This is a genomic window from Patulibacter minatonensis DSM 18081, assembly GCF_000519325.1.
Taxonomy (GTDB): Bacteria; Actinomycetota; Thermoleophilia; order Solirubrobacterales; family Solirubrobacteraceae; genus Patulibacter; species Patulibacter minatonensis.
Map to the genome: position 1 here is coordinate 4,758,236 of NZ_KI912613.1, position 22,796 is coordinate 4,781,031.

The 22,796-nt window shown below is 74.9% G+C and carries 19 protein-coding genes; 4 read left to right on the plus strand and 15 right to left on the minus strand.

Features of this window, described 5'->3' with window-relative positions; translation table 11 throughout:
• Window positions 1-423 precede the first annotated feature (423 nt).
• Window positions 424-1,671, minus strand: coding sequence for a saccharopine dehydrogenase family protein (locus tag PATMI_RS0122485; RefSeq protein ID WP_026912533.1), 1,248 nt, complete (start codon window positions 1,669-1,671; stop codon window positions 424-426).
• Window positions 1,672-1,753: 82 nt separating this feature from the next.
• Here PATMI_RS0122485 and PATMI_RS32525 point away from each other — a divergent pair, with 82 nt between their 5' ends.
• Window positions 1,754-2,824, plus strand: a complete 1,071-nt coding sequence (locus tag PATMI_RS32525; protein WP_051472166.1) for an iron-siderophore ABC transporter substrate-binding protein — start codon at window positions 1,754-1,756, stop codon at window positions 2,822-2,824.
• 51 nt (window positions 2,825-2,875) lie between these two features.
• Here PATMI_RS32525 and PATMI_RS0122495 read toward each other — a convergent pair whose 3' ends face one another.
• From PATMI_RS0122495 to PATMI_RS38415, 3 genes are all read right to left on the minus strand, one after another.
• Window positions 2,876-3,718, minus strand: a complete 843-nt coding sequence (locus PATMI_RS0122495) for an alpha/beta fold hydrolase (protein ID WP_026912534.1) — start codon at window positions 3,716-3,718, stop codon at window positions 2,876-2,878.
• A 207-nt stretch (window positions 3,719-3,925) separates the two neighbouring features.
• Window positions 3,926-7,585 (minus strand): indolepyruvate ferredoxin oxidoreductase family protein, encoded by a 3,660-nt coding sequence (locus PATMI_RS0122500; protein ID WP_026912535.1) that lies wholly within the window; start codon window positions 7,583-7,585, stop codon window positions 3,926-3,928.
• Complete coding sequence (locus PATMI_RS38415; protein WP_245604251.1) at window positions 7,582-8,814, minus strand: Glu/Leu/Phe/Val dehydrogenase dimerization domain-containing protein; 1,233 nt, start codon at window positions 8,812-8,814, stop codon at window positions 7,582-7,584. Before PATMI_RS38415 ends, PATMI_RS0122500 begins: the two co-directional genes overlap by 4 nt.
• Before the next feature lie 139 nt (window positions 8,815-8,953).
• Here PATMI_RS38415 and PATMI_RS0122510 point away from each other — a divergent pair, with 139 nt between their 5' ends.
• Complete coding sequence (locus PATMI_RS0122510) at window positions 8,954-9,403, plus strand: Lrp/AsnC family transcriptional regulator (protein WP_026912537.1); 450 nt, start codon at window positions 8,954-8,956, stop codon at window positions 9,401-9,403.
• Window positions 9,404-9,405: 2 nt separating this feature from the next.
• On the opposite strand, the gene PATMI_RS0122515 is transcribed toward PATMI_RS0122510, so the two are convergent.
• From PATMI_RS0122515 to uvrB, 7 genes are all read right to left on the minus strand, one after another.
• Window positions 9,406-10,311, minus strand: coding sequence for a hypothetical protein (locus PATMI_RS0122515; protein ID WP_026912538.1), 906 nt, complete (start codon window positions 10,309-10,311; stop codon window positions 9,406-9,408).
• A 282-nt stretch (window positions 10,312-10,593) separates the two neighbouring features.
• A complete protein-coding gene (locus PATMI_RS32530; protein WP_051472167.1) occupies window positions 10,594-11,436 on the minus strand; it encodes an HhH-GPD family protein in 843 nt (280 codons plus the stop codon).
• Between the two features lie 122 nt (window positions 11,437-11,558).
• Window positions 11,559-12,926: a hypothetical protein gene (locus tag PATMI_RS0122525; protein WP_026912539.1), complete on the minus strand. Its 1,368-nt coding sequence runs from the start codon at window positions 12,924-12,926 to the stop codon at window positions 11,559-11,561.
• A gap of 320 nt (window positions 12,927-13,246) precedes the next feature.
• A complete protein-coding gene (locus tag PATMI_RS0122530) occupies window positions 13,247-14,449 on the minus strand; it encodes a pyridoxal phosphate-dependent aminotransferase (protein WP_026912540.1) in 1,203 nt (400 codons plus the stop codon).
• Between the two features lie 162 nt (window positions 14,450-14,611).
• Complete coding sequence (locus PATMI_RS0122535) at window positions 14,612-14,809, minus strand: hypothetical protein (RefSeq protein ID WP_026912541.1); 198 nt, start codon at window positions 14,807-14,809, stop codon at window positions 14,612-14,614.
• Window positions 14,810-14,977: 168 nt separating this feature from the next.
• Window positions 14,978-15,691 (minus strand): PASTA domain-containing protein, encoded by a 714-nt coding sequence (locus tag PATMI_RS0122540; protein WP_026912542.1) that lies wholly within the window; start codon window positions 15,689-15,691, stop codon window positions 14,978-14,980.
• A 114-nt stretch (window positions 15,692-15,805) separates the two neighbouring features.
• On the minus strand, window positions 15,806-17,851 hold the full coding sequence (uvrB, locus tag PATMI_RS32535) for an excinuclease ABC subunit UvrB (protein ID WP_051472168.1): 2,046 nt from the start codon (window positions 17,849-17,851) through the stop codon (window positions 15,806-15,808).
• A gap of 139 nt (window positions 17,852-17,990) precedes the next feature.
• Between uvrB and PATMI_RS32540 the strand changes: the two genes are divergently transcribed.
• The gene (locus PATMI_RS32540; protein ID WP_051472169.1) at window positions 17,991-18,740 is read left to right on the plus strand and encodes a class I SAM-dependent methyltransferase; all 750 of its coding nucleotides are present in this window, start codon (window positions 17,991-17,993) and stop codon (window positions 18,738-18,740) included.
• Window positions 18,741-18,753: 13 nt separating this feature from the next.
• Here PATMI_RS32540 and PATMI_RS32545 read toward each other — a convergent pair whose 3' ends face one another.
• From PATMI_RS32545 to rpsA, 4 genes are all read right to left on the minus strand, one after another.
• Entirely contained in the window at window positions 18,754-19,368 is a 615-nt protein-coding gene (locus tag PATMI_RS32545) for a GNAT family N-acetyltransferase (RefSeq protein WP_245604252.1), read from the minus strand.
• Entirely contained in the window at window positions 19,365-19,913 is a 549-nt protein-coding gene (locus PATMI_RS0122560; RefSeq protein ID WP_245604253.1) for a lytic transglycosylase domain-containing protein, read from the minus strand. Before PATMI_RS0122560 ends, PATMI_RS32545 begins: the two co-directional genes overlap by 4 nt.
• Window positions 19,914-20,257: 344 nt before the next feature.
• Window positions 20,258-20,857, minus strand: a complete 600-nt coding sequence (gene coaE, locus PATMI_RS0122565) for a dephospho-CoA kinase (RefSeq protein ID WP_245604255.1) — start codon at window positions 20,855-20,857, stop codon at window positions 20,258-20,260.
• 153 nt (window positions 20,858-21,010) lie between these two features.
• The gene (rpsA, locus tag PATMI_RS32550; protein ID WP_084270177.1) at window positions 21,011-22,408 is read right to left on the minus strand and encodes a 30S ribosomal protein S1; all 1,398 of its coding nucleotides are present in this window, start codon (window positions 22,406-22,408) and stop codon (window positions 21,011-21,013) included.
• 179 nt (window positions 22,409-22,587) lie between these two features.
• Between rpsA and PATMI_RS0122575 the strand changes: the two genes are divergently transcribed.
• Complete coding sequence (locus PATMI_RS0122575; protein WP_026912545.1) at window positions 22,588-22,791, plus strand: hypothetical protein; 204 nt, start codon at window positions 22,588-22,590, stop codon at window positions 22,789-22,791.
• The last annotated feature ends 5 nt before the right edge of the window (window positions 22,792-22,796 follow it).

The window sequence follows — 22,796 nt, forward strand, 5'->3', positions numbered from 1 at the left end:
CCGGTGTCCGGGGCGGCGGTCGACGACGCAGCGGGTCGGCCGGCCTCACGTCGACCCGCGGCCCGCATCGCCGTCGCGCCCTCGGACGTGGTCCTCCTCGTGCGGGCCGGCGGCCGGCCGCGCGCACCGGGCCGCGCGCCGCAGGTTCGAACGCCGGCCCCGCGCGTCGAGATGGGTGGCGTGCGTTCCTGCGTCAGGAGCGCAGCGTTGAACGCCGGCCGGCCGGCGACCCCGAAGTGGCGCACATTCCTGCGGCGTGGGCGCAGGTTCGAACGCCGGCCCCTGCGGAGATCGAGGGGTGGCGTTCATTCCTGCGGACACGACGGTCGCGTGCCTCTCCGCTCCGAGCGCCAGAGAGGATCGGCCTCGACACCTCATCGATCCAGCGCGCGCCGAGGCGGGCGAACGCGCCTGGCTCGCGCTCTACAGCTCCGTCACGTCGTAGCTGTGGCCGACGGCCCGCAGGCGGTCGGTCAGGACGTTGCCCATCGCCGTGGCCGGCGTGAGGACACCGGCGACCTTCGGCAGCTTCTCCTCGTCCTGCAGGAGGCACAGCCCCGCCTGGCCGAGCATCACGGCCGTCGCCTTGTAGCCGGGGTCGCCCGAGGCCGCGATGCGGCAGCGGAACCGGCGGCCCGACGCGGTCGTCGTCGTGATGTCGATGCGGAAGAAGCCCTTCTCGCGCGCGGCCTCGCTCGGACCCTCGCCGGGGTCGGGCAGCATCCGGTCGAGCACCTTGCGGGTCGGCTTCACCGACAGGCCGCCGACGACGCCGGCCAGCGCGGCGACGATCGCACCGGCCTTGACGGCGCCGAGCGGGCCCTTGCCGCCGCTCATGAGCTCCTGGTACCGGAAGCCGCGCCCGTAGGCGTAGCCCTGGAGCGCGTTGCTGCGGCGGACGACCCGCGTGTTCACCGTGCCCATGACGAACGGCGCCAGGAACGCGCCGGTGTGCGGGTCGCGGCTGACGCCGGTGGGATCGCGCTCGCCCCGCGGGTCGGGATCGGCCGAGCGGTCGGGCGAGAGGGCGTACGGGTCGGCAGCCAGGCGGCGTGCGTCCTTGTCGGCCCTGCCCTCGTCCAGCTGGTTGCGCAGCGAGTCGATGGTCCCGCCGCTCAGCCCGCCGCTCATCGCCACGACGACGAACGTGGTCTCCGCCAGCTCGCCCGCGCCGGCCGCCTGCGCCGCGTCGTGGAGCGCCAGCACGCCGAGGTCCGACGGGATCGAGTCGAAGCCCGCGGTGTGGACGATCCGCGCGCCGCTCTCCTTCGCGACCGCGTCCGCGGAGTCGATGGACTTCCGCATGAAGAGCGTCTCGCCCGTCAGGTCCGCGTAGTGGGTGCCCGCCTCGGCGCAGGCCGCGACGAGCGGCAGCCCGTACCGCGCGTAGGGGCCGACCGTGGTGATGACGACCCGGGTCGAGCGGGCGAGCTCTCCGAGCGCGACGGGGTCGTGGCTGTCGGCGACGACGACCGGCCACTCGCGCGCGGCGCCGGGCAGCGTCTCGCGGATGCTCTCGAGCTTCGCACGCGACCGCCCGGCCAGTGCGACCTTCACCGTCGACGGCGCGTGCTCGGCCAGGTAGAGGGCGGTCAGCCGGCCGACGAAGCCGGTGGCCCCGAAGACGACGAGGTCGTGCTCACGTTCCGGGGCGGGGGTCTCGGCGCTCATGCCCGCACGCTACCGCGGGTCGGACGGCTCGGCGACGCGACTCGCGTTAGGGTCTCCTACTTCCCCCGAGCACGGAGCACGCATGTCCCCCGACGCGCCCAGCACGACCCCCCGGCACCGCACCGGTCGCCGATCCCGCCGCCGCACCGCTGCCACCGCCCTGGCGGTCTGCGCCACCCTGACGCTGGCGGCCTGCGGGTCCGACGACGAGCCCACGTCCGACTCCGGCGCGCCGGCCGCGAGCGGCGCGTTCCCGGTCTCGATCGCCACGAAGTTCGGGACCGTCGAGGTCCGGTCGCAGCCGAAGCGCGTCGTCGCCGTCGGCTACAACGACCAGGACTTCGCGCTCGCGCTCGGCGTCACGCCGCTCGGGTTCCGGCAGTTCCAGGGCGCCGACATCGCGAACCGCCCGTGGGCGCGTGAGGCGCTCGGCGGCGCGAAGCCGGAGGTCGTCGGCGAGACGGACCTCGGCTTCGAGAAGATCGCCGCCCTGCAGCCGGACCTGCTGCTGGCGATCTACTCGGGCATCACCGACAAGGAGCACGCGACGCTGTCGAAGCTCGCCCCCACCGTCGGCCAGGCGCCGGGGACCGTCGACTACGGCGAGCCGTGGCAGCAGCAGCTGAAGACCACCGGGCAGGCGCTCGGGCGCACGACCCGGGCGGCCGAGGTCCAGAAGGCGGTGGAGGCGAAGGTCGCCGAGGCGAAGACGGACGGCGACCTGGCCGGGAGGTCCGTCGTGCTGGCGGCCAACACGGGGGCCACGTTCTCCGTCTTCTCGTCGTCGGACCTGCGGAGCCGCTTCTTCACGGACCTCGGCATGGAGGTCCCGCCGGCGATCGACGAGCTCGCGGGTCGGGCGTTCTACGCCGACGTCAGCCAGGAGCGGCTCGAGCTCCTCGACGCCGACCTGCTCGTGATCTACGGCGATGAGCGGGATCTCCTGAAGAACCAGGCCTTCGCCCGTCTGAAGGCCGTTCGCGAGGGCCGGGTCATCTACCTCGACCAGCAGGGCGCGATCTCCCAGGCCGTCGGATTCAGCAGCCCGCTGAGCATTCCCTACGCCCTGGAGAAGCTGCGCCCGCGCATCAAGGCGGCGCTCGACGGCGACCCGACGACGAAGGTCGAGGGGACGGGCAAGGCGTTCGACTGAGCGGGTCGGTGCCGCCGGCCGCACGGAGGCGGTCGGCGGGCAGCTCCTTCCCTACTTCGCGAGGAACGCGAGCAGCGCCTCGTTGAACTCCTTCGGGTGCGTCGCGTTGAGGCCGTGCGGACCGCCCTCGATCAGGGCGAGCTCGGCGCCCTCGATCGCGGCGTGGGAACGCTTGCCGGAGACCTCGAACGGGACGATCGCGTCGGCGTCGCCGTGGATGACGAGCGTCGGGACGGTGATCTTCTCGAGGTCGCCGCGGAAGTCGGTGCGGCCGAACGCGGCGATGCAGTCCAGGGTGCCCTTCGGCGAGGCGAACGCGGCGATCTGCTTCGCGTAGGCCCGCTGGTCCTCCGAGATGAGGTCCGTCTTGTCCCCGGCCGCGAAGAACCCGGTCGTGAACTCCTCGAGGAACGCGAGGCGGTCGGTCTTCACACCCTGCTCGAAGCCGGCGATCGTCTCGTCGTCGAGGCCGCCGTCGGGGTTGTCGTCGCTCTTGTAGAGGTAGGGCGGGACGGCCGCGGCCAGGACGGCCTTCGTGACCCGGGTCGCGCCGTAGGCCGACAGGTAGCGCACGACCTCGCCGCCGCCCATCGAGAAGCCGACGAGGGTCACGCCCTCCAGGTCGAGGTGCTGCAGCAGCGCGTCGAGGTCCGCGGCGAAGCGGTCGTAGCCGTACCCGTCCCACGGCTGGGACGACGCGCCGAAGCCGCGCCGGTCGTACGTCACGACGCGGTGGCCGGCGTCGATCAGCGCCGGGACCTGGGCCTCCCACGACCGACCGGACAGCGGCCACCCGTGGATCAGGACGACGGGCGGCGCCTCGCGGGGACCGTGGTCCTCGTAGTGCAGCTGGACGGGGGCGCCGTTCTCGGTGTCGACGGTCAGCCTGGGCATGCGCGCTCCTTCGGGGTCGGGTCGCGGCCACCGTCGGGTGACCGCACTCGGCCGGTGGATACCTGATGCGCGCGTGATCGAAACATCGGCGACGGGACGGACCATCCCCGGCGCCGCCGCGGCGAGACCCACCCGGCGACGCGGTCTCCGGTGGGGCGCCCGCCGACCGGCGGCGCGGTCGCGCGTCCGGAGCCCGCCGGCCGGCCGTCAGTCCGCCCCCACCCGGTGGACGCGGACCGCGAGCACCGGCCCGGTCGGATCGATCGGCGTGGCCTCGAGCGCCGCGACCGCCGCCGCGGCCCGCTCCCGGAAGTCCGCCACGCCGCGGAGCTTCACGTCCTCGTAGCCGCGGACGACGTCGGGCAGCTCGGCGATCGCGACGGCCTGGGCGACCGTCTCGGGACGGAGCGCCCGCAGCGCGCGGTCGACGAGCGCGCGGTACTCGCCCGGCAGCGCCCGCTCGACCCGCCGCACCCGGGTGTGCCCGAACGGGTCGAGCGGCGTCCCGCGGAGCCGGCGCATGCGGCGCAGGACGCCGAACACGGGCCGGATCCAGGGTCCGCAGGCGATCTTCCGGTCGACACCGAGCGCCCGCAGGAGCGGCGGCTGGAGCATCACGCGGACCTTCGCGCCCGGCCCGAACTCCGCAGCCACGCGGGCCCGCTCGGTCCCATCGAGGTGCAGCCGGGCGATCTCGTACTCGTCCTTGTAGGCGACGAGCTTGTGCAGCCCGACGGCGTAGGCGCGGGCGACGCGGTCGCCGCCGGTCGCCTCGTGCTCCCGCCGGGCGACCGAGGCGACGTCGGCGACGTACCGCCGCGCGCAGCGGAGGTCCTGGAACAGCACGAGCTCACCGGCCCGGTGGGCGACGAGGTCCGCGAGCCGCCCGTCGAGGTGGTGCTCGGCGACGAGCGCGGCGATCCGGGGGTCGGGCGACGAGCCGGGCCGTCCGCCGCCGAGCGTGCCCGCGTCGGACACCACGGCGGTGCCCCGGCCGACCTCACCCGGCGCCCCCTCGTCGGCCCGCCCGCCGCGGGTCCGTCCCGCCGTCCGCGGGTCGTCCGCGAGCCCTGCGGCCCGCTCGACCGCCCGCAGGTCGACGGCGGCCGCGCGGCCCCAGCGGAACGCCGCGAGCGACTGGTCGACGGCGGCACCGTTCAGCGCGATCGCGCGCTCGATCGCGTCGGCGGAGACCGGGACGCAGCCGTGCTGGAACGCCGCGCCGAGGAGCAGCAGGTTCGCGGGCATGTGGTCGCGGAACAGCGCCTCGGAGAGCGCCTGGGCGTCGATCCGTAGGCCGTCCTCCGCACGGGTGGCCGCGTCGATCCGCCCGAGCGGTCCGCGCGGCGACGGCGGCCGGACGGTGCGGTCGGTGACCATCCCGGCGGTCGGGACGCGGGAGACGCTGGTGACGGCGACGGTGCGCGCCGGGTCGCAGGTCCGGAGCGTCGCGTCGGCCGCGGCGCCGAGCAGGTCGAGGCCGAGGAGCAGGTCGGCCGAGCCCGTGCTCGCGCGCAGCTGCCCGTCGATCGGCGCCGGGCCGAGGCGGACGTCGGAGAGCACCGGGCCGCCCTTCTGCGCCAGGCCGATCTGCTCGAGCCCGGCGGCGTGCAGGCCGTCGAGGTGGGCCGCCATCTGGAGCACCTGCGAGACCGTGACGACCCCGGTGCCGCCGACGCCGGGCATGCGGATCAGGACGTCGTCGGGGACGCGGCGGACGGGCTCCGGCAGGGCGACGGGCAGGGACCCGGCGGTGCCGGGGTGCGGCAGCGCCGCGACGGCGCCCTTCGCGGGGACCACGGTCAGGAACGACGGGCAGTCGCCCTTCAGGCACGACCGGTCCTGGGTGCAGGAGCTCTGGTGGATCTGGGTCTTGCGGCCGAAGGTCGTCTCGACGGGCTGCACCGACAGGCACGTCGAGGCCTCGCCGCAGTCGCCGCAGCCCTCGCAGACCCGCTCGTTGATCGTGATCCGCCCGGGCGGCGTCGGCAGCTTCCCGCGCTTGCGCAGGCGGCGCTCCTCGGTCGCGCAGCGGTCGTCGTGGATCAGCACCGTGACGCCCGGGACCGCCGCGAGCTCGGCCTGCACGTCCTGCAGGTCGTCGCGGTGGCGCACGCTCGCCGTCGGGTCCAGGGCGACCCGCCGGTAGTCGTGCGGCTCGGGGGTCGTCACCACGACGCGAGCGACGCCCTCGAGGGTGAGCCAGCGCGTCAGGTCGGGGATCGACAGCTGGCCCTCGGGGTGCTGGCCGCCGGTCATCGCGACCGCGTCGTTGTAGAGCAGCTTGTAGGTGACGTTCACGCCCGCCGCGACGGCGGCGCGGATCGCGAGCGAGCCGGAGTGGTGGAACGTGCCGTCGCCCATGTTCTGCACGAGGTGCTCGTCGTCGGTGAACGGCGAGAGGCCGATCCACTGGGCGCCCTCGCCGCCCATCTGCGGCATGCCGAGCAGGGTGCCGCGGCGGTCGTCGTCGAGGGCGACCATCGTGTGGCAGCCGATCCCGACGCCGACGAGCGTGTCGACGGGCGCCTTCGTGGAGACGTTGTGCGGGCAGCCGGAGCAGAAGTACGGGGTGCGCGGCGGGAGGGCGGCGCCGGTCGCCGGGGTCGCGGCGGCGAGGTCGCGGCCGCTCAGGACCGCGAGCCGCGCCCTGCCACGGTCGTCGAGCCGGTCGGCCGGCAGCAGCCGGCCGAGGGCGCGGGCGACGTCGTCGGCGTCGACGGCGGCCCGGGCGGGCAGGAGTGGGCGGCCCTCGTGGTCCTCGCGGCCGAGAACCGCGGGCGGGCGGGGCACGCCGTAGAGCGCGTCCCGGACCAGCCCCTCGAGGAACGGCGTCTTGTCCTCGACCACCAGGACGGCCTCGACGTCCGCGAGCTGCTCCCGGACGAGCGCGCGGTCCAGCGGCCACGGCAGGTCGAGGCGGACGAGCCGGAGTCGGAGCGCGTCGACGCCGTCCCGGTCGACGCCGAGGTCCTGGAGCGCGCGCTGGACGGCCGCGAACGCGGGGCCGGCGGCGACGATCGCCAGGCGTGGCGCCCGGGCGGAGGCGACGACGTGGTTGAGGCCCGCCGCCCGCGCGTACTCGTGGACGCGGTCGAGCCGGCCCGTGAGGAGGTCGAGCTCGGCGTCGAGGTTCGTCGGCGGCAGCAGGACGGGCGCGTGGTGCGCCTCGCGCGGCCGGAACGCGGGAATGCCGTCGCGGACACCGGTGACGTCGACGACGGCGGTCGCGTCGGCGACGTCCGCGGTGATCTTGAGGCCGGTCCACAGCCCGGCGTGGCGCGACATCGCGGCGGCGTGGAGCCCGAGCCGGACGACGTCGCCGACGGAGCCCGGGGCGAGCAGCGGGACGACGAGGCTGCGGCAGAGCGGCTCGGACGAGCTCGGGACCGTCGAGCTCTTGGCGGTCGGGTCGTCGCCGATCCACGCGACCGCCCCGCCGAGCGGCGCCGTACCCGACAGGTTGCCGTGCCGGATCGCGTCGGCGGCGCGGTCCAGCCCGGGGGCCTTGCCGTACCACCAACCGGTGACGCCCTCGGTCGTGCGGCGGTCGAGCTGCCCGAGCAGCTGGGTGCCGGCGACCGCGGTGGCGGCCAGCTCCTCGTTGAGACCGGGCCGGAAGACGACGCCCGCGCGGTCGAGGTGCTCGCGGGCACCCTGCATCGCGCGGTCGACCCCGCCGAGCGGCGACCCCTGGTACCCGGACACGAACGCCCGGGTGTCGAGGCCCCGCCGCGCGTCGCCGCGCCGCTGCTCGAGGACGAGGCGGACGAGCGCCCGGATCCCGCTGAGGAGGACGGGACCGTCCTCGGCGGTGAGCGCGTCGTCGAGCCGCACCTCGCGGCCGGGGGCCTGGGCGGAGCTCATGCGAGGGTCCCAGCGAGCTCCCCGGCGCGGCGTGCCCGCGCGATCCGTTCGTGCGCGAGCGCCTCCGCCGCGGCCAGCGGGGTGCCTCCCGCGGCGGACGCGTCGTCGAGGACCGCGCTGACGCGATCGCCGATCGCCAGGATCTCGGCGCGCAGGCGGGCGGTGTCCCAGCCCGCCCGGAGCGCGTGGATGTGGACGACGCCACCGGCGTTGGCCAGGAAGTCCGGTACGTAGAGGACCCCGCGGTCGGCGAGCCGGGCGGCGTCCTCGTGCTCGGCGAGGGTGTCGTTGGCGGCACCGGCGACGATCCGACAGCGCAGGCCGGCGATCGTCCGCTCGTCGAGGACCCGCGCGACGGCGCACGGGGCGAACACGTCGCACGCGGTGGTGAGCACCTCGTCCGCGGGGACGGTCGTCCCGCCGGTCTCCTGCGCCACCGCGGCGGCACGGACGGGGTCGACGTCCGCGATCAGCACGGTGCCTCCGGAGTCCCGGACCAGCCGCGCGAGCGTGGCCCCGACGTGCCCGGCGCCCTGGATCAGGACGCGGACGCCGGCGAGGGGACCGTGCCCGGCCGGACCGCGGTCGCTGCCGGAGTCGGGCCGGCGGTCGTGCCGGACGGCGACCGCTCCGTCGGCGCGCGCGGACGCGTCCCCCACGCCGGCCGGACGGCTGACCACCGACGGTCCGTCGAGGTGCCGGACGGCCGCGACGATCGCGGCGTGGACCCCGAGCGCGGTCCACGGGGACGGGTCCTCGTCGGCGCACGAGACCTCCGCCCCCGCGTGCCCCATCACCGCGAGGTCGCCCGTCGTGGTGCCCATGTCGACGCCCGGCAGGTACGTCCCGCCCATCGCGGCCACGACCCGGCCGAAGGCGGCCATCAGCGCCTCGCGGTCGGTCGCGAGCCCGTCGTCGAGGATCACGGCCTTCCCGCCGCCGTAGGGCAGGCCGGCCGCGGCGTTCTTCAGCGTCATGGCGGCGGCGAGGCGCCGGGCCTCCCGCACCCCGGCCGCCGGGTCGGGGTAGCGCTTGAACCGCACGCCGCCGAGGGCGGGCCCGAGCGTCGTGTCGTCGACCGCGATCGCGGCGCGCAGGCCGGTCGCCGCGTCGTGGGCGAGGACCAGGCGCTCTCCGCCGAAGAGCTCGTCGCCGGGCGCGACCGTCGGTCCCGCGAGCTGCGGGGCGACGATCGGGTCGGCGTCCGGTCGCGTCTGCGTGATGCTCATGGCCGGAGGAGACACCCCGTCCGCGCCGGGAGCAAGTCGCACGCACGGAACGGGCGCCCCGGCGCCCGATCGGACCGCCGAACAGCCCCTCCGCGCACGTTTTCGCACGTCGCGAGCCGTCCGGGCGTACCGTTCGCCCATGCCCGCTCCCGTGGCCCTCGACGAGATCGACCGCCGGATCATCGATCTGCTCCGTGAGGACGCGCGGCGCACGATCGCCGACATCGCCCAGCGGGTCGCGCTCTCCCCCGCGCCCGTACGCCGGCGGATCGACCGGCTCGAGCGCACCGGGGTCATCACGGGCTACACGGTGCAGGTCGACCAGGCCGCGCTCGGACCGTCGGTCGAGGCGTACGTCGAGCTGCGGTTCACCGGCAACACCGACGTGACCGAGATCGTCGACTCGGCCCGCCGGGTCCCGGAGGTCGAGGAGGTCGCCACGACCGCCGGCGACCCCGACGCGCTGGTCCGCGTGCGGGTCCGGAGCGTCGAGCACCTCCAGCACGTCATCAACGGCCTGCGGCACACCGGTCACGTGACCGGGACGAAGACCCTGATGGTCCTCAGCCGCTGGCAGCGCGGCGGCTGAGGTCAGCCGCCCTGCTTGGAGTACAGCTCGTCGAGCAGCCCGGCGCGGTCCTTCAGCGCGTACCGCTCGTCGAGGTGCGCCTCGATCTCGTCGCGCGGGACGCCGTCGAGGACGAGGTTCAGTGCCACCATGCGGGCACCGGCGATGTCGGTGCTGCGCTCGGCGGGCGGCAGGTCGGACAGCGGCAGCTGCGCGACGGTGTCGTCCTCGGCGACCGCGTCGACGAGCTCGGGCTCCTCGGCCTGCTCGGGCGCCTCGGGGGCGACCTCGGCGACGGGCTCCGGGTCGGCCTCGACGGCGGGTGCCGGGGCGGGCGGCTCGGGCGTGGCGACCGGCTCCGGTGCGACGGGCGCGACGGCGCCGGTGGCGGCGACCGGGGCGGGCTCCGCGGCCGGGGCCTCGCCGGTGCGGGCGGGCGCGCCGGTCCCGAGGCCGCCGACCTCCGCGACCTGGGCGTGCAGGGTCGCCAGGCCGGCACCGATGCCGCCGGCCGTGCTGCGCAGCTGCGTCAGCAGGCCGAGGACGTCGGACTCCAGGGCGTTGACGCGCTCGAGCATCGAGGTCGTGGCCTCCTGGACCGCGGCGACGTGCGCCTGGGCTTCGGAAGACGCGGCCTCGCGGGTGGCGCGGGCGTCGTCGGCGGCGGCACCGCGGGTGGCGGCGGCGTCCTCCTCGGCGGTGCGCTCGATCTCGGCGGCCGTCGTCTCGGCGGCCTCGACGATGCCGCGGATGCGCTCGGACGCGCTGGACGCGAGCGACGCGGCGGCCTCCGGGGCGGGCCGGGCCGCCTTGAGCGCCGCGACCTCCTCGGCGATCGCGGCGAGGTGCTCGTCGACGGCGACGGTCTCGTAGCCGCGCCGGGAGATGGGGAAGTCGCGCTTCTCGATGCTCTGACGGTCCAGTGACATTGGGGTCCCTTCGGACGTGGGGAGGCCGACCGCGGCCGAATCTATAGGACCCGGCCTGGGGCGAGCCCCGCCGGACGGGATCGTGCGGCTGCGCGGCCCGGTCCGCGCCGGACCCGGTACCTGGGCGGCTCGCGATCGGAGCACCGCCGGGGGCGGGGCCGCGGGCCGCAGGCCGGCAGCCCTTCCGTGTCGGGTTGGGTACCCCGGCGGTACAGGATCCGACACGGTCGCCCGCCCGCCGGCCCCACCCCCACCCCCGAACTCGCGCCCGGGCCGGCCCGGTCAGCCCGCGTGGTCCTCGCGCAGCTCGACCCCCGCCGCCGTCCGGACGACCAGGCCGTCGCGGACGAGGCCGTCGATGGCGCGCTCCAGGCGGACGGGCTCGAGGTGGTCGGGCCAGTCGCCGCCGGACGCCAGGGCCGCGACGATGCGGCCCCGGACGAAGCGGTCGGTGTCCTCGAAGCGGGGCCGCGTGCCGCCGGCCGCGCGGGGCGGGACGACGACGCGTCCCGCCGACCGGCACCAGCGCGCCGCGGGACAGCGCGGGCAGTCCGCCGCACGGGCCCGGCAGACGGTGGCGCCGAGCTCCATCGCCGCCTGGTTCCAGGTGGGCGCGCGGTCGTCGTCGGGGAGCAGGTCGTCAGGCTCTCCCAGTCCGAGCCGCTCGCTGATCCGCACGACGTTCGTGTCGACGGCCGCGACCCGCTCCCCGAACGCGAACGATGCCACCGCCGCGGCGGTGTACGGCCCGATGCCGGGCAGCGCGCGGAGGCCCTTCGCATCGCCGGGCCAGCCCTCCCGGGCGACCACGACGCACGCGGCCTGCAGCCGCACGGCGCGCGAGTTGTAGCCGAGGCCCACCCACGCGGCGAGCACGTCGCGACGGTCGGCCGCGGCGAGGGCCTCCGCCGTCGGCCATCGGTCGAGCCAGTCCTCGAAGCGCGGCACGACCCGGGCGACCTGGGTCTGCTGCAGCATCACCTCCGACACGAGGATCGCGTACGGATCGTCGGTCCTCCGCCACGGGAGGTCGCGGGCGACCTCGTCGTACCACCCGAGGACCGCTTCGCGCGCGGCGTCGCGGTCGGCCCGGACGACGTCCGGGTGCTCCTCGGGGTCGGGCACGCCGGGCAGGCTAGACCGGCGGCCGGTCGTGGTGCCCGGCGGACGGGTCCGCCGTCGGCGGGTCGCGCCGCCCGGGGCGTCGGGGCAGGGCCGGGGCGCACGGGCCCCGGCCCCGCCACCGGCTACTTCTTCGTCGACTTCTTCGCCTTCGGCTTGTTGCCCGGGAGGTAGAAGGTCTTGCCCTTCTTCGTCACGCGCAGCGCCAGGGTGCGGCGGTTGGAGACCGGGCCCGGACGGACGATCCGGTACGTCATCTGGATCTTCCGCGTGTCGATGCGGCTGGAGACGATGTACGTGAAGCGGCCGTTGGTGCGGGTCTTCAGGCCGGTCTTGGCCAGCGTCCGCTTGCCGTTGGCGAGCACGTGGTAGACGTCGAGCCGGACGCCGGCGATGCCCTTGCCCTTCTTGTCGACGACGTCGCCGCGGACCGTGGTGCGCGTGCCGACGTTCACCGACAGCGACCGCGGATGCTTGCTGCCCTTGACGAACCACGCGCGGAACGACGCGGTGCGGAGGCGCTCGTAGTCGGCGGCGGTGCCGTCGACGTTGGCCTTCGGGAACGGGACCGCGCTGACCGTCGTCGTGTTGCCCGCGGCGTCCTGCACGTCCGTCTGGACCGTGTGGGGACCCGGCGACAGCTTGCGGTAGTCGACGGCGACCTCGCGGCCCGCGACGCTCGGGACGCACGGCTGCGGGGTCAGGTACTGGAACGTGTCCGGCGTCGCGGGGTCCGCGTCGGCGCAGTTCGCGTCGCCGAGGCCCTCGTTGAGGAACGGCTGCCCGTCGACGAGCGTGCGGACCCGGTAGAGCCCGCCGCCGACGTCGGACGCGTCGAACTTCGTGCGCAGGACGCCGGAGACGTCGCCGGAGTCGGTCTGCTGGACGTTGCCGACCGACGGGGCGGCGGCGTCCTTGAGCGTGACGACGGCCTGCTGGACGTTGACCGAGGCCGTCCCGTTCGGGCACGTCGCGCTGTTGGCGGTGGGCGAGCACCGCAGCCCCAGGGACAGCCCCGAGGCGTCGAGCCCGGGCTTCGTGACCGGGGCCGTCAGATCCGCCTGGTCCTGGTCCTCGCGGAACTGCGTCAGGCCCTCGAGCCCGGCGCCGGCCGCCTGTCCGTCGGCGTTCAGCTCGTAGACGAGGCGCGAGGCCTTCGCACCGCCGAAGCCCTGCGTCGCCCGGTTGAGCTGGACGCCGGCGACGCGGGTCCCGGCCGGAGCGGCGAACGACCAGGCCGCTCGGGTCGTCTCGGCGGCGTTCAGTCCGACGGTGACGGAGAACGGGCCGCCTCCGGCGCACCCGTCGGTCGCGCCGGCACCGGACGTGGCCGACGAGGTCCACCCGGCGACGCCCACGGGCGAGCCCGTCGGGCCCTTGCAGGCGTAGACGTCGTAGGTGCCGTCGGCCGCACCGGCGGCCGGGGCCAGGGCGAGCGTCGCGCAGACGGTCGAGGCGGCGCCGAGGGCGCCGACCAGCAGTGATCGGGACACGGGGATGTCCTTCTTGTTCGGGGGAGCGTTGACGGGGGATCGTCGCCGGACGCTCTCGCCCGCAGGGGCGGTGCGTCACGCGACTGAGGCCATCCTATGTCGCCCGGAGGACGCCGTGCACCCCGCGCACGCCGCGTTGCCGACGACCGGGTGGTGAGGAACCGCAACCGATCGCGAGGCCTCGCGGGTGCGTCGTCGGCCGCGCGCCGACCCGCCCGGCGTCGGCCGGGTGCCGGTCGTGGGAGCGCGCGCCCGCTGTCGGCCGACGGCCGCGACGCGGGCGCCCGACGGTCGACCACCCGTACCGCGCCGGCCGGTCCTCAGCCGCGGAGCCCCGCCAGCCGGGACGCGGCCTCGTCGATGACGTCCTCGCGCTTGCAGTACGCGAACCGCACGAGGGTGCGCCCGAGGTCCGGGTCGTCGCAGAAGACGCTCACCGGCACGCCGACGACGCCGCATCGGGCCGGCAGCGCGCGGCAGAAGGCCGCGCCGTCGTCCTCGCCGATCGACGCGACGTCGCCGATCGCGAAGTAGCCGCCCTCGGGCCTGAGCGTCGTCAGTCCCGCGGCCTCCAGCCCGTCGCAGAGGCGGTCGCGACGGGTCCGGAGCCGGTCGCGGGCGACGGAGAAGTAGGCGTCGTCGAGCGCGAGCGCCCGCGCGACGGCGTGCTGCAGCGGGCCGTGCCCGGAGAACGTGAGGAACTGCTTCGCCGTGGCGACGGCGGTCACGAGCGCGGGCGGCCCGGTGACCCAGCCCACCTTCCAGCCCGTCAGCGCGAAGGTCTTCCCGGCCGACGACACGGTCAGGGTGCGCTCGGCCATGCCGGGCAGCGTCGCCAGCGGCACGTGCTCCCCGTCGAACGCGAGGTGCTCGTAGACCTCGTCGCAGATCGCGACCAGGTCGTGCTCCCGGCAGACCTCGGCGATCGCCTCGAGCTCGGCGCGGGTGAAGACCTTGCCCGTCGGGTTGTGGGGCGAGTTCAGGACGAGGACCCGGGCCGGCCCGGCGCCGTCCCCGCGCCGCGCGGACCGCCCACCGACGGCGTCGCCCCGCACCGCCGCCCGCAGGGCCTCGACGTCGAGCCCGAAGGACGGCGGCCGCAGCGCCACCGTCCGCCGGACGCCCCCGGACATCGCGATCCCCGCGGCGTAGGAGTCGTAGTACGGCTCGAACGTCACGACCGCGTCGCCGGGCTCGCAGACGCCGAGGAGGGCGGCGGCGATCCCCTCCGTCGCGCCGACCGTCACCTGGACCTGCGTGTCGGGGTCGAGCTCCCGGCCGTACCAGCGCGCGGCGTGGGCGACGACGGCGGCGCGGAGCTCCGGCGTCCCGCGGCCCGGCGTGTACTGGTTCGGGCCCGCAAGCAGGGCCTCGGACGCGGCCTCGAGGATCTCGCGGGGCCCGTCCTCGTCCGGGAAGCCCTGCCCCAGGTTGATCGCGCCGGCCTCGGTGGCCAGCGCGGTCATCTCGGCGAAGATCGTGGTCCCGAACCCGCGGAGGCGGGCGGCGGTCTCGTGCGGCATGCGGCCGAGCGTAGCCCGCGACGGCGGCGCGACGACGCCCCGGCCGCCGTACCTCGCGGCCGCCGGAGACCTGCACCCCGACCCGGGAGGGGCCGGCCGGGCCCCGGCCGCACCCGCTGCGCGACGCGCCCGCCTCGCGCGGCCGGTGCGCCGCGGACGTCCTCAGACGGCGTGCAGCGAGCCCGACTGTGAGGCGTCGTCGCGGACGATCGCTGCGGCCGCCGCCGGGTCCTCGATGACGTGGTCGCCCACGGTGGTGCGCACCAGGGGCAGCGCGATGAGCTCGGCGCGGACCGTGTCGTCGGAGGCCCTGATGACCTCGAGCTGCGGGAGAGCGGTGTGGCGGCTGCGGTACGTCATGGTGTTCGACCTTCCAGCGGTTGGGGGGCTGCTGTGGATCCCATCCTGCACCACCCCCGTACGCCCTGCCTGTGGTGTTCCTAAGAGTCAGCCAAGGACGCCGCGCCGGGGCCGCGGCGCGGCGCCGGGGCCGGTCACGGCGCCGGCCGGAGGAGGTGCGGCGCGCGGTCACCTCGGCGCGGTGAGCACGGCGACGCGGGGCGCGCCCTTCCACGCCGTACCGGTGCAGGTCGCGGGCTTGGAGCGGCGCTCGAGGACCGCGGCCGAGGGACGCGGGACGCGCGTGCCGGCACGCGGATCCGTCGCACGGACCGGGGCGCCCGCGGGAGACCGACCGGCGGACCGGGACGCGAAGCCGGCGGCGCACAGCGCCCGCCGCGCGTCGAGGGCCCGCAGCCCTCGGACGTCGGGAACCACGAGGCGGGCCGGCTTCTCGGCGCCGGTCGGGAACGGCGCCGTGGAGAACGGTGCCGCGGGCAGGCGCTTCGCTCCCGTCAGTCGTCGTCCGTCGACCTTCTTCGCGAGCCGCACGGTCAGGTTCCCCGGGGTCTGGGCGATGGCGGTGCACGCGACCTCGCTCCCAGGAGCGGGGACGGTCGTGGCGACCGCGACCTCGATGGCGGTGCCGCGCTCGACGGCGCTCGCGGTCGGCGCGGTCTCGCACCCGCCGTAGCCGCTGTGGCGGACGACCAGCGAGCGCCCGGCGTCGGCGGTGCCGACGAGCGACCACGACATCGGCCGCGACACGAACGTCACCGGCGGCGGGTCCGCCGGGGGCACCGCCGGACCGACGGATCCGCCCCGGGCGAGGGCGGCGGCCGGGGCGAGCGCGGCCGCGGGGACGGCGAGGACGAGCAGCAGGCGGCGGGACGACCGGGGCATCGCGTCAGACTCTCACGCCGACCGCGCACCGGGACCGGTCGGCGTCCCGGCGCCCGCGCCTTCGTGCGACCGGCGACCCGAACCGGGGCCCGGCCGCAGACGACGACCGTCGCGTCAGTCCGCCGACGCGGCGTCGGCGGGCGCCGCGCTCGACCCGATGTCGCCCCGGCGATCGAGCTCCTGCCGGAGCTCGCGGAGCTCGTCGCGGAGCGCGGCGGCGTGCTCGAACCGGAGCTCCTCCGCGGCGCGGAGCATCTCCTCCTCCAGCGCGACGAACCGCTCGTTCAGCTGCTCGGCGGAGAGCTTGTCGGTCTCCTCCTGCTTCTTGCGGCGGCGCTTGCCCTTCGGCAGCTTCGACTCGCCCTGCAGGAACTCGCCGATGTCGGAGACGCCCTTGCTGATCGTCGTCGGCGTGACGCCGTGCTCCTCGTTGTAGGCGAGCTGGATCGCGCGGCGACGCTCGGTCTCGGAGATCGCGTACTCCATCGCCTCGGACCGCTTGTCGGCGTACATGATCACCCGGCCCTCGACGTTGCGGGCGGCGCGGCCGATCGTCTGGATCAGGGCGGTGCCGCCGCGGAGGAAGCCCTCCTTGTCGGCGTCGAGGATCGCCACGAGCGTGACCTCGGGCAGGTCGAGGCCCTCGCGCAGCAGGTTGACGCCGACGAGGGCGTCGAACTCGCCGAGGCGGAGCTCGCGGATGATCTGGATCCGCTCGAGGGTGTCGACGTCGGAGTGCAGGTACCGGACCTTGAAGCCGTTCTCGAGGAGGTAGGTCGTCAGGTCCTCCGCCATCTTCTTCGTCAGCGTCGTGATGAGGGTCCGCTCGTCGCGGTCGCGCCGCTTGCGGATCTCGTTCATCAGGTCGTCGGCCTGTCCCATCGACGGGCGGACGTCGATCTCCGGGTCGACGATGCCCGTCGGCCGGACGATCTGCTCGACGACGGTCTCCGACCGCGCGGTCTCGAACTTGCCCGGCGTCGCGGACACGAGGACCATCTGCGGCGTGATCGACAGGAACTCGTCGAACGTCTGCGGGCGGTTACCCAGGGCGCTGGGCAACCGGAAGCCGTAGTCGACGAGGGTCTGCTTCCGCGAACGGTCGCCCTCGTACATGCCGCCGATCTGCGGGACCGTCTGGTGCGACTCGTCGAGGAAGCAGACGAAGTCCTCGGGGAAGTAGTCCAGGAGGCAGTACGGGCGCTCGCCGGGCTTGCGGCCGTCGGTGATCTGCGAGTAGTTCTCGATGCCGTTGCAGAAGCCCATCTCCCGCAACATCTCCATGTCGTAGCGGGTCCGCTGCTGCAGGCGGTGGCTCTCGAGCTCCTTGCCCTCGGCCTCGAGCTCCTTGATCCGCTGCTCGAGCTCGGTGCCGATCTCGTCGACGACGCGCTCCATCTGGCCCTCGGGCGTCGTGTAGTGCGACGCCGGCCAGACCGCGAGGTGCTCGAGGTCGTCCTCGAGGAGCTCGCCGGTCAGCGTGTCGAGGTGCTGCAGGCGCTCGACCTCGTCGCCGAACAGCGTGATGCGGAACGCGGTCTCGGCGTAGGCGGGGAAGATCTCGATCGTCTCGCCGCGGGCGCGGAACGTGCCGCGGGCCAGCGCGGTGTCGTTGCGCTGGTACTGGATGTGGACGAGCTTGGCGAGCAGCTCGTCGCGGTCGATCGTGTCGCCGCGCTTGAGCACGATCAGGTTGCGGTCGTACGTGTCCGGGGACCCGAGGCCGTAGATCGCGGAGACCGACGCGATGATCACGACGTCCTTGCGGGCGAAGAGCGCGGCCGTCGCGGCGTGGCGGAGGCGGTCGATCTCCTCGTTGATCGCCGAGTCCTTCTCGATGTAGAGGTCCTTCGACGGGACGTACGCCTCGGGCTGGTAGTAGTCGTAGTACGAGACGAAGTACTCGACCGCGTTCTGCGGGAAGAACGTGCGGAACTCGTTGCAGAGCTGCGCCGCCAGCGTCTTGTTGTGCGCCATCACGAGCGCAGGGCGCTGCAGGCGCTCGATCGTCGAGGCCATCGTCATCGTCTTGCCGGTGCCCGTGGCACCGAGGAGCGTCGTGAACGGCGACCCGCTCTCGACGCTCTCGACGATCGCGTCGATCGCCTTGGGCTGGTCGGCCTTGGGCGTCCATCCTGGGGCGAGCTTGAACGGCGGCATCGCGTCCCAGCGTAGCGAGGGCGGATCCCGTCCTGGTCGAACGCCCGTTCGCATGCGGACAGCCACGGTCCGCGGTCGCGCTCCGCGGCCGGGAGCGACGGGGCGGGTCGCCGTCGCACCTATCTATCCTTGGCGCCGCATGGCTGCCGAGGTCGACCCACACTTCCCGTACGGCCTCGACCGGCCCAAGCAGGCCCGGGGGACCGCCGGCATCGGGATGCTCGCCGGGGTCCTGACGCTCGTCTCCGCGCTGCTGCCGAACGCGTTCGAGTCCGGCCTCGTCGTCCTCGTGCTGTTCCTGCTGCTCGTCTGCATCGGCAGCTTCGTGATCAGCGCCGGCCTGTTCCGCACGGCCTCGTCGTCGAAGGTGAAGGCCGTCGACCGGCTCCTCAACGGGCTCGACCTGCGGGGCGACGAGGACGCCCTGGACCTCGGGTGCGGCACGGGCCTCCTCTGCGCCGGACTCGCCGTCCGGCTCCCCGACGGCGACGTCACCGGCGTCGACGCGTGGGTGGAGAGCCAGCTGACCCCGAACGGCAAGGCCGTCGCGAAGCGCACGCTGTCGCTCGCCGGCGTCAAGGGCGTGACCCTGCGCACCGGGTCGATCCGCGAGCTGCCGGTGCAGGACGCCGGGTTCGACGTGATCGTCTCGCGCGACGCTCTCGCGATGCTGCCCTCCGGAGCGGCGCGCCGCGAGGCCGCCGCCGAGATCGCGCGGGCACTGCGGCCCGGCGGCCGCGTGGCCCTGCTGGAGCCGTTCGGGACGCGCGCCGTCGTCGAGGAGCTGCGGGCCCGTGGCCTGACCGACGCGACGCGCTCGCGGCGGCGCTGGTCGACCATGCCCCCGCTGCGGACGATCACCGCGACGAAGCCCGCCGCCGGCGCCTGAGCTAGGACGGGCGCTAGGAGCGGCGGTGGGTGCCGCGCTCCCCGAGCCGGCACACGAGGACGACCTGGTCGCGGTCGTCGCCCGGCGCCACGCGGATCGCGCCCGGGATGCGGGCGACCTCGTGGTACCCCGCGCGGGCGTAGAACGACTCCAGGCCCTCTCCCCCGCGCACCGTCAGGTGCAGCATCTCCAGGCCCGCGTCCTCGGCCATGTCGCCGAGCCCGTCGAGCAGGACGGCGCCGAGTCCCGAGCCCTGGTGCTCCGGGTGGACCTGGACGCGCAGGACCCACCTCCAGTGCTCGGAGAGCAGGCGGTCGTTGGCCGCCACGATCGCGAAGCCCGCGACGTCGCGCCATCCGCCCGGGGCGCCGTCCGACCCGAGGGCGACGTCGGGGTCCGGGGAGACCCGGACGACCACGAGCCAGTCGCGGCCGTCGTGGACGCGCCGCAGCGCCGCGTCGAGGGCCGGCTCGACGTCCGCGGGGACGACCGGCGGGATGAACCCGACCCAGCCGCCGGCGTTCGAGACGTCCGTCCAGATGCGGAGCAGGCGCGCGTACAGGTGGGGGTCGACGGCCGAGACGCGCTCGACGCGTGCGCCGTGGAACAGCGGGCGCTCGGCCGTCAACGGCCGAGTTCCTTGCTGTACGTGCGCCGGTAGTCGCGCTCCGCGTTGAGCACCTTCTCGACGTAGTGCCGGGTCTCGGGGAAGCCGATCCTCGCGATCGTCATCTCCTGCCCCTGCGCGGCGGCCTCGTCCTGCCAGCGCTTGGCGTTCCCCGGGCCGGCGTTGTACCCGGCGATCGCGAGGACCTGGTTGCCGTCGAAGCGGCGCATCATGTCGCGCAGCCGCCACGTGCCGTACCGGATGTTGACGTCGGCGGTGTGCAGGTCGCCGATCGCGAAGGTGTTGGCCCCGGACTCCCGTGCGATGTCGCGCGCGGTGTCCGGCGTGACCTGCATGAGGCCGAGCGCGCCGGCGGAGGACTCCTGGTTGTCCCGGAAGCGGGACTCCGCGTAGATCACCCCGGCGACGAGCGCCGGATCGAGGTCCTTCTCCTTGGCCTGCTGGCGGATGACGTCCTCGTGCTTGAGCGGCAGCCGGATCTCGTCGACCGCGCCCTCGATCTTGGGCCGCAGCCCCGACCAGGCCAGGGCGCCGGCGCCGACCACGAGCAGCAGGACGACGAGGAGCCGGCCGAGGCCGCGGACGCGCGAGGCCGGGCGCCGGCCGCCGGAGGCCCCCCGGGCCGCGGGGCGGGGCGCCGGGCGTCGCGGTGCGGCGGACCCGCGCGAGCCCGACCCACGGGGTGTCGCGGGACGGGGCCCCTGAGCACGCGGTGCGGACGTCCGGGACGCCGACGTCCGGGCGGCGTCCTGCCGGGACCGCGCCGCCGACGCGCGGGCGGTCGACGACGACCGCGATCCCGACGGACGCGGCACCGCCCGCAGCGGCGCACCCCGCGGTGCGTCCGCGGGTTCGGGGGCCCGGGGCCTCCGGGCCGGTCCGCTCGCGCTCACGGCCGCGGGCGCGCCAGGTCGTCGAGGATGTCCCGCAGGCGTGCTTCGAGCTGCTCGATCGTGCCGTCGTTCACCACTGCATAGGTTGCCCGCGCGGCCTTGTCCTCCTGCGTGAGCTGGCGCGCGTTGCGCTCGTCCACGCCGTGGTGGCCGCGCGCACCCGTCCGCTCGGCCCGGAGGTCGTCGGGGGCGGTGATCGCGATCGTGGCGTCGTACCCGGCCTCCATGCCGGCCTCGAACAGCAGCGGGGTCTCGACGACCGCGGCGGGCGGTGCGGGATCCGCGCTCGCGGACCGCTGCCGGAAGGTGATCACCGCGTTCCCGACGCGTGGCCACAGCTGCGACTCGATCCAGCGCCGCTCCTCCGGATCCCCGAAGACGTGCTTGGCGACCTCGGCGCGGTCGACGACGCCGCCGGGCGCGACCCCGGGACCCCAGCGCTCGACGACGAGGTCGCGGATCTCGTCGCCCGCGTAGAGCTCGTGCACCACGGCGTCCGTCGAGAGCGTATGGGCCCCGAGGCGGGCGAGCGCTGCGAGCGCGGTGGACTTGCCGGAGCCCATGCCTCCGGTCAGTCCTACGAAGGGGACGGCCATCGACGTCAACCGTACCGGGCGGTGCAGCGGCGCGGACCACCGACGGGGCCGTGCGGCTCATGGTGTTCCCCGGAACGACCGCGGCCCGCCGGAAGGCGGGCCGCGGAGGGACCTCTGGGCGGGCGCGCAGGAGCGCGCCCCGGGGGGATCAGGCTAGGCCTGCTCCTCCTCGGCGGCCGGCGCGGCGGCCTCGTCCGGAGCGGCGGTCTCCTCGACCGCTGCCTCGGCGGCGGGCGCCTCGGTCTCGGCCTCGGCGGCCGGGGCCTCGGCGACCGGCGCGTCGTCCTGCTCGGCGGCCGGAGCCTCGTCGTCCTCGACCGGCGCCGGGGGCTGGCTGAAGCCCTCGTCGCTGGAGGTGTACGCGGTCTCGTCGCCACCGGAGGTGTGCGCGAGCTCGTCACCCGAGTCCGCCGACGCCTCGCGACGCGGCAGGACCTGGCCCTCGACCCGCTTGACCGAGAGCGACAGCCGGCGGCGGTCGTCGTCGATCTCGAGGATCTTCACCTTGACGTCGTCACCGGGGTGCACGACCTCACGGGGCGACTCGACGTGATGCGAGGCGAGCTCCGAGATGTGCACGAGGCCCTCGACGCCCTCCATGATCTCGACGAACGCACCGAACGTGACGACCTTCGTGACCGTGCCCTCGAGCTCGTCGCCCACGTTGTACGTGTCGACGACGCGCTGCCACGGGTCCTCCTGCGTCTGCTTGAGACCCAGGGAGATGCGCTGGCGGTCGCGGTCGATGTCGAGCACCTTGACCTGGACGACGTCCCCGATGGAGACGACCTCGGTCGGGTGGTTGACGTGCGTCCACGACAGCTCGCTGATGTGGATGAGGCCGTCGATGCCGTTGAGGTCGACGAACGCGCCGAAGTCGACGATGTTCGAGATCTGACCCTCGACCACGACGCCGGGCTGCAGGACGTCCAGGATGGCCTGCCGCTGCTCCTTGCGCTCCTCCTCCAGCACCGCGCGGCGCGACAGCACCACGTTGTTGCGCTGGCGGTTGAGCTCGATGACCTTGCACTCGATGATCGTGTGCAGGTACTCGTCGAGGTTCGGGACGCGACGGATGTCGACGAGCGACGCCGGCAGGAAGCCGCGGACGCCCAGGTCGATGATGAGGCCGCCCTTGACGACCTCGATGACCGTGCCCTCGACGGGCTCGCCGGTCTCCTGCGCCGCCTCGATGCGCTTCCACGCGCGCTCGTAGCGGGCCTGCTTGCGGCTGACCTTGAGGCGACCCTCGTCGTCCTCCTTGATCATGACGAGGACTTCGACCTCCTCGCCCAGCTCGACCTCGTCGTACGGGTCGGCGTTCCTGCGGATCGACAGCTCCTGCTGCGGGATCACGCCTTCGGACTTGTAGCCGACGTCGACCCAGACCTCGTCCGGGTCGATGCGGACGACGCGTCCGGTGATCACGTCACCTTCGGCAAAGCCGGGGAAGGTGGCGTCGTAGTTGGGGACAATGTGCCCGTCGACTTCGAGGAGGAGGCCGTCAGAGCCTTCAACCACGGTCGCCGCGGGGATCTCGGTGGTGGACATGAACCGCGCATCCTAGCGCCACGAGGGGGATCGACGCCTCGCGGCCCCGCCGCGCCGGACGGGGCCGCCGCGGGGGCCGCGGGACCGGTCACGTGCGGGGGTCCCCCATGGCCCCCCAGGCGAAATCCAGGGGTGTGCCTGCCGACGCGCCACGTCCGGCCCGCGCCCATCCTGTGGTGGTGTCCCAGGAACGCCCGATCTCGGTGGAGCTCCAGATCGACGAGGCCCGCCCCCTCAGCGGTCGCCTGCGGTCGGACGACGGCGCGTGGCGCGGCTTCGCCGGCTGGATCGGCCTGGCGGGGGCGATCGACGGGGTGCTCGACGAGCACGCGCTCCCGGGCGACGGGAGCGCCCCGGGATCGGGACCGGCACGGGACCTCTAGGCCGT

Bases quoted from the DNA above. Each gene is read 5' to 3' on its own strand.
- PATMI_RS0122495 (WP_026912534.1), bottom strand. From the start codon at position 3,718: ATGCCCAGGCTGACCGTCGACACCGAGAACGGCGCCCCCGTCCAGCTG.
- coaE (WP_245604255.1), bottom strand. From the start codon at position 20,857: ATGGCCGTCCCCTTCGTAGGACTGACCGGAGGCATGGGCTCCGGCAAG.
- PATMI_RS0122540 (WP_026912542.1), bottom strand. From the start codon at position 15,691: ATGCCCCGGTCGTCCCGCCGCCTGCTGCTCGTCCTCGCCGTCCCCGCG.
- PATMI_RS32525 (WP_051472166.1), top strand. From the start codon at position 1,754: ATGTCCCCCGACGCGCCCAGCACGACCCCCCGGCACCGCACCGGTCGC.
- PATMI_RS0122510 (WP_026912537.1), top strand. From the start codon at position 8,954: ATGCCCGCTCCCGTGGCCCTCGACGAGATCGACCGCCGGATCATCGAT.
- PATMI_RS0122485 (WP_026912533.1), bottom strand. From the start codon at position 1,671: ATGAGCGCCGAGACCCCCGCCCCGGAACGTGAGCACGACCTCGTCGTC.
- PATMI_RS0122515 (WP_026912538.1), bottom strand. From the start codon at position 10,311: ATGTCACTGGACCGTCAGAGCATCGAGAAGCGCGACTTCCCCATCTCC.
- PATMI_RS0122500 (WP_026912535.1), bottom strand. From the start codon at position 7,585: ATGAGCTCCGCCCAGGCCCCCGGCCGCGAGGTGCGGCTCGACGACGCG.
- PATMI_RS38415 (WP_245604251.1), bottom strand. From the start codon at position 8,814: ATGAGCATCACGCAGACGCGACCGGACGCCGACCCGATCGTCGCCCCG.
- uvrB (WP_051472168.1), bottom strand. From the start codon at position 17,851: ATGCCGCCGTTCAAGCTCGCCCCAGGATGGACGCCCAAGGCCGACCAG.
- PATMI_RS0122535 (WP_026912541.1), bottom strand. From the start codon at position 14,809: ATGACGTACCGCAGCCGCCACACCGCTCTCCCGCAGCTCGAGGTCATC.
- PATMI_RS32540 (WP_051472169.1), top strand. From the start codon at position 17,991: ATGGCTGCCGAGGTCGACCCACACTTCCCGTACGGCCTCGACCGGCCC.
- rpsA (WP_084270177.1), bottom strand. From the start codon at position 22,408: ATGTCCACCACCGAGATCCCCGCGGCGACCGTGGTTGAAGGCTCTGAC.
- PATMI_RS0122530 (WP_026912540.1), bottom strand. From the start codon at position 14,449: ATGCCGCACGAGACCGCCGCCCGCCTCCGCGGGTTCGGGACCACGATC.